Origin of the sequence: Methylobacterium sp. E-005, assembly GCF_022829725.1 — a bacterium.
Taxonomy (GTDB): domain Bacteria; phylum Pseudomonadota; class Alphaproteobacteria; order Rhizobiales; family Beijerinckiaceae; genus Methylobacterium.
Map to the genome: position 1 here is coordinate 212,147 of NZ_JAKSYG010000240.1, position 10,034 is coordinate 222,180.

9 protein-coding genes and 1 pseudogene are annotated in these 10,034 nt (G+C 71.4%); 4 read left to right on the forward strand and 6 right to left on the reverse strand.

Annotation, left to right across the window (positions count from 1 at the left end):
* The first annotated feature begins 7 nt into the window (after window positions 1-7).
* Entirely contained in the window at window positions 8-1,402 is a 1,395-nt protein-coding gene (locus tag MKK88_RS30575; protein WP_244006952.1) for an amino acid permease, read from the forward strand.
* On the opposite strand, the gene MKK88_RS30580 is transcribed toward MKK88_RS30575, so the two are convergent.
* The 6 genes from MKK88_RS30580 to MKK88_RS30605 form a co-directional block, all read right to left on the reverse strand.
* Window positions 1,395-1,805 (reverse strand): flagellar basal body rod protein FlgC, encoded by a 411-nt coding sequence (locus MKK88_RS30580; RefSeq protein ID WP_244006954.1) that lies wholly within the window; start codon window positions 1,803-1,805, stop codon window positions 1,395-1,397. The two genes, MKK88_RS30575 and MKK88_RS30580, sit on opposite strands and share 8 nt — an antisense overlap.
* Window positions 1,806-1,985: 180 nt before the next feature.
* Window positions 1,986-2,168 (reverse strand): hypothetical protein, encoded by a 183-nt coding sequence (locus MKK88_RS30585; RefSeq protein ID WP_244006961.1) that lies wholly within the window; start codon window positions 2,166-2,168, stop codon window positions 1,986-1,988.
* 254 nt (window positions 2,169-2,422) lie between these two features.
* A complete protein-coding gene (locus MKK88_RS30590; protein ID WP_244006963.1) occupies window positions 2,423-2,731 on the reverse strand; it encodes a DUF1778 domain-containing protein in 309 nt (102 codons plus the stop codon).
* Between the two features lie 177 nt (window positions 2,732-2,908).
* Window positions 2,909-3,769 (reverse strand): formyltransferase family protein, encoded by an 861-nt coding sequence (locus MKK88_RS30595; RefSeq protein ID WP_244006965.1) that lies wholly within the window; start codon window positions 3,767-3,769, stop codon window positions 2,909-2,911.
* Window positions 3,769-4,536, reverse strand: coding sequence for an SDR family NAD(P)-dependent oxidoreductase (locus MKK88_RS30600; protein WP_244006973.1), 768 nt, complete (start codon window positions 4,534-4,536; stop codon window positions 3,769-3,771). Before MKK88_RS30600 ends, MKK88_RS30595 begins: the two co-directional genes overlap by 1 nt.
* 123 nt (window positions 4,537-4,659) lie before the next feature.
* The gene (locus tag MKK88_RS30605; protein WP_244006975.1) at window positions 4,660-5,967 is read right to left on the reverse strand and encodes a capsule biosynthesis protein; all 1,308 of its coding nucleotides are present in this window, start codon (window positions 5,965-5,967) and stop codon (window positions 4,660-4,662) included.
* Between the two features lie 373 nt (window positions 5,968-6,340).
* Between MKK88_RS30605 and MKK88_RS30610 the strand changes: the two genes are divergently transcribed.
* From MKK88_RS30610 to MKK88_RS30620, 3 genes and pseudogenes are all read left to right on the forward strand, one after another.
* Window positions 6,341-7,837, forward strand: coding sequence for a capsular biosynthesis protein (locus MKK88_RS30610; protein WP_244006977.1), 1,497 nt, complete (start codon window positions 6,341-6,343; stop codon window positions 7,835-7,837).
* A gap of 174 nt (window positions 7,838-8,011) precedes the next feature.
* Complete coding sequence (locus tag MKK88_RS30615) at window positions 8,012-9,502, forward strand: LTA synthase family protein (RefSeq protein WP_244006979.1); 1,491 nt, start codon at window positions 8,012-8,014, stop codon at window positions 9,500-9,502.
* A 184-nt stretch (window positions 9,503-9,686) separates the two neighbouring features.
* A pseudogene (locus MKK88_RS30620) lies at window positions 9,687-10,034 on the forward strand (sugar transporter); the annotation flags it as partial.

Sequence of the window (10,034 nt, forward strand, 5' to 3'; positions counted from 1 at the left end):
GCGCGGGATGGGAGAATCGGCGGTGACCACGGGTGCCGACGGGGCGTCCGGGCAGGACCAGACCCTCGCCCGGAGCCTCACCGCCCCGGGCCTCGTCGCCATCGGGCTCGGCGCCACGATCGGCGCGGGCATCTTCGTGCTCACCGGGACGGCGGCGGCGCAATATGCCGGGCCGGCGCTCAGCCTGTCCTTCGTCCTCGGCGGGATCGCCTGCGGCTTCGTCGGCCTGTGCTACGCCGAGCTGGCGGCCATGATCCCGGAGGCCGGTTCCACCTACACCTACACCCGCGCGAGCCTGGGCCGGTTTCCCGCCTGGATCATCGGCTGGGACCTCGTCCTCGAATTCGCCGTCGCGGCCGCCACGGTGGCGGTGGGATGGTCGGGCTACGCGCAGTCGCTCGCGGCGGATTTCGGCCTGCGCCTGCCGCCGGCGCTCGCCGGGGCGCCGGGCGATGGCGGGATCGTCAACCTGCCGGCCGTCGCCATCGTGCTGCTGCTCACAGCCCTGCTGACCCGCGCCACACGGGAGGCCGCCCTGGTGAACGGGCTGCTGGTCGCCTGCAAGGTCGCGATCATCCTGGCCTTCGTGGGTGTCGGCGCCGTCCATCTCCGACCGGAACTCTGGCACCCCTTCATCCCGGACAATGCCGGACCCTTCGGGGCTTATGGCTGGAGCGGCGTCTTCCGCGGGGCCGCGGTGGTGTTCTTCGCCTTCGTGGGGTTCGAGACGGTGGCGACCGCCGCGGGCGAGTGCCGGGCACCCCAGCGCGACGCGCCGACGGGGCTGATCGGATCACTCCTGATCACCACCGTGCTGTACGTGGCCATGGCGGCCGTGCTCACCGGCCTCGTGCCCTACCGCGACCTCGACGTCGCCGATCCGGTGGCCAAGGCGGTCGACGCCATCGGGCTCTCGGCCTTCGCGACCGTGATCAAGATCGGCGCCCTGATCGGCTTGACCACCTCGGCGCTGACCGCCCTCTACGGGCAGGGCCGAATCTTCTTCGCCATGGCCCGCGACGGGTTCCTTCCAAACGTCTTCTGCCGGGTCCATCCGGTGACGCGGGCGCCCGCCGCCAGCCAGACTGTGATCGGCCTGTTCACCGCCGCGGTGGCGGGCCTCGTGCCGATCGACATCCTGGGCGAGATCGTGAGCATCGGCACGCTGCTCGCCTTCTGCCTCGTCTGCGCGACGGTGCTGATCCTGCGCCGCACGGATCCGGCCCGGCCGCGCCCGTTCCGGGTTCCGGCGGCGCCGCTCACCGCCGGACTCGGTATCCTGTCCTGCCTGGTGCTGATGGCCTCGCTGCCGGCCGAGACCTGGATCCGCCTCGCGCTCTGGCTGGCGATCGGGCTCGCGATCTACGCCGGCTACGGCCGGCGCCATGCCCGGATCAGCTGAGGAGGTCGAGGGTCGCCCGGCTCAGCGAGTCGAGGATGCCCGAGACGCTGAGGTTGGCCTCATAGTTCCGGACGACCGTCTGCAGGTCGGCCGACTCTCGGGCAGCGTTCACGTTCGGCAACTGGACATAGCCCCGGCGGTCGGCGGCGACGTTCGACGGGTCGTAGCGGCTGCGGTACGCGCCGGTGTCGCGCACGATGCGGCCCACCGGGTCGCGCGGATCGTCAGGGACCACGGGGGCGAACACCGCGATCTTGCGGGTGTAGGGCGCGCCGCCCGGCGTCTCGGATGCGGAATCGGCGTTGGCGAGGTTTTCCGAGATCGCCCGGATCCGCCCACCCTGAACCTGCCGGCCCGCGGCCAGGACGTCGGACGCCGCATGGAGGGCGCTGGTATCCGGCATGCGCGGGGCCTCGTCGGCAGCGGGAAGGATAGGAATGATCCTCCCTGGAACAGGCTTAATGGCGGGTTAAACCATACCCCGCGACCGCCCGACCCGTCCTGTCAGCGCATCGATCGCCGTCTCGATCGGCCTGGAGAACGTGTGGGAGCCGATCGGGCATTCCTCAAACTCGGCGTCCGTTCAGAACCTTGCCGCGGCCTCGTCGCGCGCGTGAACGAGGATGGCACGTACCCCGATCGTCTCGGACGCAGCGATGATCCGCAGCAGGGAATCGCGGACCAGATCCTGCCCGAGACCGGTCCCGCGATAGCGCAGATCGCGCGCCAAGCGTCCGATGATCGCGACCGGGACTTGGTTCGGCATGCCCCGGGGGGCGCTTCATCTTACCCGGCAGCGCACCGCCGACCACGCTGCCGCTGGCGATGCAGTCATAGCCAACCCCGTCGCCGCCCTCGCAGACCAGGTAGGTGCGGGCCGTCCGCCCCTCGCTGACGCCTGCCTGCCTCGGATCCAGTCGTTGAGCGCTGGCTGCCCGCAATCAAAGCTGTCGAGGCGATGGCCGGCGGCGAGATGAGCGGGCGCCTTCGACCTGCCCTTGTCGACGGCCCGCGGGCCCGTCACGCCTCCCACGGCGGGCGCCGCTTCATCAGTGCCCCGAGGCGCCCCCCGGCGGGACGCGGATTGTCGAGCGCGTGCGTGAAGGCGTCGTGCTGGTCAGGGGTCAGCACGAAGAGCCGCTGATCAAGGAACACGTTGGTGGCGTGCCGGCGCGCCGTCTCGATCATGACCTCGGTGCGCGTCTTTCCGACGATCGAGGTGGCTGCATCGATCAGGTCGCGGGTCTCCGTCTCGACCCGCAGGTTGATGGTGGAACCGCGGCGCACCGGATCCTGCCGCGCCGCGGGGCGTTCCGTGACATCCGTCATGATCGCTCGCGTCCTGTCCGGGTCATCGCGCCGGGACGCGACCCATGCAGAAAGACAAGCGGTATACACGGCGTCAGCACAGCACGGCGGCGCGCACGGACACCGATCACGGAATGCTGTCCGGCTGTGCGGATGTCAGCAAGAGCGACGGCGTGGCCTCACGTCCGAGAGCGAAAGCTACGCCGCCCGCCCGGACAGGCTCAGCGCCTCCCGCAGATCCCGCCCGTCGGTAAGCCGCAGGCCCCGGCGGCGCAGGGAGGCCAGCATCGCGCGGTCGGGGAACGGGCAATAGGGCAGGATCTCGAAGCTCCGCCCCTCCGGCAGCGTGTCGGTGCGGGCGACCTCGTCGAGCAACCGGTCCAGCATCCCGCGCCCATGGGCGTGGAGCGCCACGGCGGCCCCGGTGGCGGTGGTGCCGGGGGGCAGCGGCACCGCCTCCTGGGACAGGATCGCCCCGGCATCGATCGCGGCGGCGAGCCGGTGCAGGGTCATGCCGAAGCTTCCGGGACCGTCGGAGAGCGCGTGGATCGTCGGCACCGGGCCGCGATGGCGCGGCAGCAATCCGGGATGGCCGTTGATGCCGCCGAGCCGCGCCAGCGCGATCGTCTCCGGCTTCAGGATCTGGTCGAAATGGTAGGTGAGGATCAGGTCGGGCGCCGCCGCGCGCAGTCCCTGGGCCACCTCGGATCCGTTCACATCGTCGATCGTCAGGGTCGGGATGCCGAGGCGGCGGCATAGGGTCTTGAGCGGGGTCGCCTCGGGCGCATCGCCGCTGCCGGAGGCCGCCTGGGTGAGCGGCGCCAGCGCGCGCAGCAGGTCCGGCAGGCCGAAATTAACCGCGAGATAGGGCAGGATGCCGGCGCCCGAGCGCGCGAGGTGCCGCCGGACCTGCCCGATCAGGCCGCCGCTCGACGGCCGCTCGGCGTTGGACAGCCCCACGAACGCGATGTCGGCCCGATGATCGGCGACGAACCGGCGGACCACCCGGGCGTTCGGCAGCGCCTCCAAGACGAAAAGCGCGATCCGGGGCCGGGCCATCAGCGCCGCTTCCGCCGCTGGAACCGGAACGCGTAGAGGCCGGCCTTGCGGACGCCCTCCGGCAAGAGCAGCACGGTCCGGGCGAGCGCCGCGAGGAGGAACGGGAAGGCGATCACGTCGCGGTTGGCCGCGATGCCCTTGGCGATGCGCACGGCCGCGTCCTCGGCGCTGATCTCGAGGGGACGCCAGCCCTTCAGCTCGCCGCCCATCGGGGTCTTCACGTAGCCGGGTGTCACGACGTTGACCTTCACGCCCCGGGGCCCGACCTTCTGGCGCAGGGCGAGGCCGTGGGCGACCAGCGCCGCCTTGGCGCCGCTATAGGCCGGCGCGTCCTGCAGCGGGGCGTAGGCGGCCAGGGACGACAGCAGGACGATCTGCCCGCGCCCGCGCTGGAGCATCAGCGTCAGGGTGGGCAGCACCACGTTCAGTGAGCCCGTGTAGTTGATGTCGGCGGTCTCGAAGGCGACGTCCTCAGCCTCGACCTGCCCCTCCTGGTTGCCGCCGTTCACCGCCGCATTGGCGATGACGAGGTCGAGGGGCGCCTCCGCATCCGCCCGGTGAACCAGCGCCAATGCGGCGGCGCGGTCGCGGGTATCGAGGCGGGCGACCGCGACGACGGCCCCCTTGGCACGGCAATCCCCGGCGACCCGTTCGAGGCGCTCGGCGTTGCGGGCGACGAGGATGAGGCTCACGCCGGTCTGCGCGTAGTGACGCGCCAGCGCAGCGCCGATGCCACTCGACGCGCCGGTAATCAAAATGCGAGGCATGCGGCGGGTTACGCCGGGCGGTGTGGAAAGATCAAGGGTCGGCGGGACTCACCGGCCAGGAAAGCCATTCGATGAAAGCCATCCGATGAAAGCCGACCGGTGCAAGGCGCCAGTCGAAAGGCGTCAGTAGACCGGCGCGAGCTCGCCGTTCCGCTCCGGAGCCTCGCGGATCGCCCGCGCGGCCGCCAGCATCGCGTCGGGTAGGGCCGCCTCCATCCGCGGCACGGAGCCGGCCACGGCCCGGTCGATGGCTTCCTTGGAAAAGAAGCCGCCGTTGACCTGTGTCCGGTGCAGCACGACCCGACGGAAATCCGCCATCAGGCCCAGGTCGGGCGGGGTCGGGTTCTTCCAGAAGCCGTCGAGGTCGCCCTGATGGGTCAGGCCGGCCATGTTGTAGATCGCGGTGCCGACCGAATGGGTCGGGCAGCCCATCTCCAGGGACAGCATCCCCACCGTCGAGTTGACGATGACGACGCCGCGGGCGCCCTTGATCAGGGCCGGCAGGTCGCCGCCGTCGATGAAGTCGAGCCGGTCGCTGACGCCGTGCCGGCGGGCCGAGGCCCGGGCGAATTTGCGCCAGTTGATCAGGCCGCTGTCGAGCGGGTGCAGCTTCACGAGGAGGCGCGTCGGCGCCGCCGAGGCATCCGCGAAGGACTTGATCACCCGGTCCATGAAGCCCTCGACGCCGAGGAACGGCGAGTGGACCCGGATCTGGTAGTCGCTGTCGAGTTGCAGCGGCAGCAGGAAGTAATCGCAGCCGACCGCGCGGTAGATCTCGTCGCAGCGCGCCGCCTCGCGGCGGGTATGGGCGCGCCGGGCGAACTTCTTGATCCAGCCGGCGTATTCGGCGGCGATGTGGGTCGGCCGGTGGCTGCGGAAATGCGGGTAGAGATAGGGGAACAGGACGTTGGCGAGGTTGTAACCGACATCCCAGATGCTGCGGCGGGCCATGTCGCCCGTGGAGGGCATCGCCCGGCCGGGCTGCGGCAGGCGCCGCGCCTGGGCGCGAATCGCGTCGGCGGTGCGAGGCAGGGACGAGAAGCCGTTCACGCCGCCGAGTTCGCAGGTGATCCAGTTCGGACGGATGTAGCCTTCCTCGAACACGTGGACCCGCAATCCGCGATCCTCGGCGATCATCCGCGCCGCCCTGTGGAACGGCCGGCAATCGCCGAACAGCACGATGTCGGTGATGCCCTCGCGGGTCAGGTAGTCTTCGAGATAGATGCCCCAGGCCTCGCGGCGGCCACGGTAATTGTCGGCCGCGCCGTTCCAGAACAGCCAGTCGCCCGGGCAGAGATTGATGCGCCGGACCTGATGGCCCCGCGCGCGCAACGCCTTCCCGAGATCGGAGAAGAACGGCGTGGCGATGCCCTGCAGGAACAGGAAGGTCGCCGGGCGGTCGCGGAGGGCGTCGAGGGCGGGTTGTTGCATTCCGCGGCGCTTCTTCCTTGACCCTGGGACTGACCGAACCGGCCCGGCACGTTGCCGTGAGGTGGCACGAGGCCCCGCGGCCTCGCAATCCAAGGCCGTGCCGCAGCACGGCATTTCCGCACCCGCGTGGCCCGTCTGCAACGGTCGCGGATTTGCGGCTCCGACTCGGATTGAGCGGCCAATCACGGCGACGGTATGTCCAAATCCTTTCAGGCGTATGGCACGGCTGCGGAACCGGCCGGGTTGTCCCCGAAATCCCACACTGTCCATTCCACGCCATCGGCGCGAAAATGCGCTACAGGCGGGCGAGCGTCCCGGTCCTCCCGGTCCTCCCGGTGATGCGGAGCCCGACAACCAGAGATGCGTCGAGATCATGCCCCTTGAACCGCCCCTGTCGCTCTACGCGACCGGCCGGACGATCCGCCGCCTCCGGGCGGAGATCGAGGCTGCGACGGGCCTCGCCTTCGGGCGGGTGCATCCCGGCGCCGCCGGCGTGGCCTGGGGGGCGGGGAGCACGGCGGACCGGCTGCTCAAGCTGACGGGCCGCCGCCGCCTCGTGGTCGCGCCCGGCCCGCTTCTGAGCCCCTACGACGATCCGGAGCGCGGCTTCGCCTCCCTGCGGATCAGCCTCGACGGCAGGCCGCTCGGCGGGGAGGGCGGCGTTCACTACCTCGATCCCTGGACCCGGGCGCCGGTCGACCGGGCGGCCTGCACGGAGCGGGTGGCGTGGCTCCGGGCGCGCTTCGCCGAGAACGACCGGCGGGTGGTCTATGTCGGGATGTCGCGCTGGAAGCGGCCGGCCCTCGACGTGCTCGGGGCTGGCCCCGCCGGACGCCCGGTCCACACCATGACCGCCGAAGCCGCGGTCGCGGCGGCCCAGCGCCACCGGGGTCGCGTCCTCGCCTGGGCGACCCGGGCGCCGGGCCAGCTGGAGGCGGCCTGCGCGGAGGCCGGCCTGCCCCTCGCCCGGGTGGAGGATGGATTCCTGCGCTCGGTCGGCCTCGGCGCGAGCCTCCAACCCGGCGCCTCCATCGTGGTGGACGATCTCGGCATCTACTACGACCCGCGCCGGGAGAGCCGGCTGCAGCGCCTGCTGGCCGAATCGGACTTCACCCCAGATCTCGTCGCCCGGGCGAAGCACCTGCGCGAGGAGGTCGTGGCGCGCCGGCTCAGCAAGTACAATGTCGGGCTCGACGCGGCCGCCCTCGACTGGCCCGCCGGACGCAGGATCGTGCTGGTGCCGGGCCAGGTGGAGGACGACGCCTCGGTCCGGCACGGCTCCCCGCTGGTCCGCTCGAACCGGGCACTGCTGGAGGCTGCACGTCGGCGCAACCCGGACGCGTTCCTGCTCTACAAGCCGCACCCCGACGTGGAGGCCGGCTTCCGCCCCGGCATCATCCCGGAGGCGGAGGCGCTGACGCTCGCCGATCGGATCGTCGCTGGCATCAGCATCGTCGACCTCCTCGACCGGGTGCATCACGTCGAGACCATGACGTCGCTCGCCGGGTTCGAGGCGCTGATCCGCGGCCTGACCGTGGCGACCCATGGCCGGCCGTTCTACGCGGGCTGGGGCCTGTCGGAGGATCTGGCACCGGGGGCCGATCGCGGCCGCCGGCTCGGCCTCGACGAGTTGGTGGCGGGGGCGATGATCCTCTATCCGCGCTACCTCGATCCCGTGGCGATGAAGCCGTGCAGCCCGGAGCAGCTCCTCGACCGCCTGAGCGCGGCCCGGGAGGCGGCACCGCGCAGCGCCCTCTCCATCGGCCGCACCGCCCATTGGGTGATGCGCGCGCGTTACGGCCTGCTCAACCCGATCGTGCGGGCGCTGCGCAGCCGCCGGGGCGTCGGCCGCGAGACCGGTCCACGGTAGGACGTGACATGCCAGCGACATCAAAGCGATAGCGCGTGCTGCTAACGTCGGACGCCAGCGGATCGCCCAGGGGCACCCCCTGTCCCACGAGATCAGGAACGGCCCGCAACACGCTGCTCCCGCACACCTTGTCCCGGCCGCGATGAAGCTGCCCTACGCCGAGTATTTCCAGTCTTGACGACGTTCCTCATCGCCACCGGTCTCGCGCTCGCGCTCTGCCTCGTCCTGGAGGTGGTCGCGGGCGATTCGATCACCCGGGCGAGCCTCGCCCCGCGCGACCTCGCCCTGCGGCTCCTGGGCTACCTGCTGATCCTGCTGTTCTGGTTCGAATTTTCCTGGCGGCCCTGGCTCGCCGGGCTGACCCTGGTGATCTCGGTCACGGCGCTGATCTTCGTCAGCCGGGCCAAGCGCTCGGTCATCGGCGAGCCGCTGCTGTTCAGCGATTTCGCCCTGCTGCCGCAGGTGCCGCGCCACCCGCAGCTCTACTACATTCCACCCCTGTGGCATCCGCGCGTCGCCGTGCCGGTGCTTCTCACGGTCGCGGCGACGGCGCTCTGGTACCGCACCGAGCCGAGCGTGCTGCCGTCCGCCACCCTCCCGCGAATCCTGGCGCTCATCGGTCTGCCGTTGCTGCTCGGCCTTGTGGCCTGGGCCGCGCCGCGACCGCCGCTCGCCCGGCTGGTCACGCGCTGGTTCCCGCAGCCCGATCTCGAAGCGGACGTGGCCCGGGTCGGCCTGCCGGCGAGCCTTCTGGGCTACACCGCCCGGGCCTTCGCGGGCAGTGCGCCCGTGCCCGAGCCGCCCGCGCTCCCCCCCGGCCCGGGGGACGATGTGGTGGTGGTGATCCAGCTCGAATCGTTCATCGATCCGGAGCGCCTGGGCGGCCCCGCCCTACCGGTGATGGAGCTGATCCGCAGCCGGGCCGCGCAGTACGGCCGCCTCCAGGTTCCGGCACACGGCGCCTACACGATGCGCAGCGAGCACGCGGTGCTCACGGGGCGGCCCTCCGAAACCCTCGGCTTCGGCCGCTACGATCCCTACACGTCGCGCAGCGGTGACGAGCCCACGAGCCTCGCCCGGCTGGCCCGCAGCCGCGGTTACGAGACCCTGTTCCTGCACCCGTTCCACCGGGACTTCTTCCGCCGGGCGCAGGTGATGGAGGCCTTCGGCTTCAGCGACCTCGTGATGGAGGAGGCGTTCGGGGCGGCCGAGCGGGTCGGCCCCTATGTCGGCGACGTGGCGCTCGGCGAGCGCCTGCTGGCGGAGGTCGGAGCGCGGCGCACGCCCCTGTTGCTGTTCTGCGTGACCATGGAGAATCACGGGCCCTGGAAGCCCGGCCGGCTCCCCGGCCTCGACGATCCGCAGGCCCAGTACATGCACCACGTCGCCCATACCGGGCAGATGGTGGAGGCGGTCGTGGCCGGGCTCGACCGCTTGGCCCGGGCGCGCGGCCAGACCATGACGCTCTGCGTGTTCGGCGATCACGCCCCCTCGCTGCCCGCCTGCACGCCGGGATTCGGGGGTCGGACGACCGAGTATGCGCTGTTCCGGTTCGGCCGCCCGGCGGCCCCCCCGCGCCGGCTCGACATCGCGGCCGACGCCCTGGGGCGGGCACTGCGTGGCGCCATCGCCACCACGGCTGCGGACAGCGCCGCCGCGACGTGATATGGTCAAGCTTGCCGGCGCGAAGCGTGGCGGTGCCATGCTGGTGACGTATTACTGACGGATGATGCAGCCCTCCGCGAGGGCGATCGTACGGCCGTTAAAGCGATCGCAGCGTTTGGCGATCTAACTGGATATCCCGGTCCAGGCCAGCGATGGCGCGGGACCGGCTGGAGAAGACTCTGTGATGCTGCGTAAGACGGCGCATGTCGCCCTGATGGCCGCCCTGGCGGCCGGATCCGTCGGCGGCTGCACGTACCTGCCTGCGGCGGGTCCGACGGCAAGTGCGATCCAGGCAGGGGCGGAGGTGGCCACCGTCGATGGCGGCCTGCTCGCCCGCTACGAGATCATCGACGTCAACCCCGCGGTCGTCGAGGCCCTGCGCGGCCGCCCTCTCGACAGCCTGCTCGCCTCCTTCGGCGACCACCGCCCCTCCGCCGAGCCGGTCATCGGCATCGGCGACATGGTCTCGGTCTCGATCTGGGAAGCCGGCTCCGGCGGCCTGTTCTCGGGCCCGCTGGTGGCCGACCGCTTC